1 protein-coding gene is annotated in these 681 nt (G+C 69.5%); it reads left to right on the top strand.

Going from position 1 to position 681, the window contains the following annotated elements:
• Positions 1 to 101: 101 nt before the first annotated feature.
• A partial coding sequence (locus CU044_RS29515; RefSeq protein WP_165371997.1) for a leucine zipper domain-containing protein occupies positions 102 to 681 on the top strand: 580 nt, incomplete at its 3' end.

Here is a 681-nt window from a genome sequence, read left to right as displayed (position 1 = left end):
TGTATTGATCACGAGCGTTGTTGACAGTGCCGGGTCTTGATCATGGCGAAGACCTCCGGTGTGGTGGAGGTGTCTAAGCTGCACCGCACACGGAGGTCTTCGTGTCCCACCGTAATGCCCGGCTGACCGTTCACGGCAGGCGGATCCTGGTCGAGCGTGTCCTTGCGGGCCGTCCGGTCGCGCACGTCGCCGCGGAGATGGGCGTATCCCGGCCGACTGCTCACAAGTGGGTCCGCCGGTGGCGGGCCGAGGGTGACAGCGGCCTCGCCGACCGTCCGAGCAGGCCCCGCACGACCCCGCACCGCACCCCGGTCTCCGTCGAGGCCGAGGTGTGCCGTCTGAGGACCGGCCGCAAGCTCGGGCCGGCTCGGATCGGCCCGATTCTGGGCCTGCCCGCCTCGACCGTGCACCGGATCCTGGTCCGCCACGGCCTGAACCGGCTCGCCTTCCTGGACCGTCCCACCGGCCGGGTGATCCGCCGCTACGAACACGCCCGGCCGGGCGACCTGGTCCACGTCGACATCAAGAAGCTCGGCAACATCCCCGACGGGGGCGGCCACAAGGTCATGGACCGCCGACAGGCGATGGACAACAAGCTCGTGACCACCGCTGAGCGCAGGAGCTGCAAGCCGGTGATCGGCTACTCCTTCGTCCACTCCGCGGTCGACGACCACTCCCGCC

The organism is Streptomyces sp. L-9-10 (genome assembly GCF_004151105.1).
Lineage (GTDB): Bacteria > Actinomycetota > Actinomycetes > Streptomycetales > Streptomycetaceae > Streptomyces.
The sequence above is the reverse complement of the archived record's forward strand: the minus strand, read 5'-3'. Positions and strand labels throughout refer to the sequence as shown.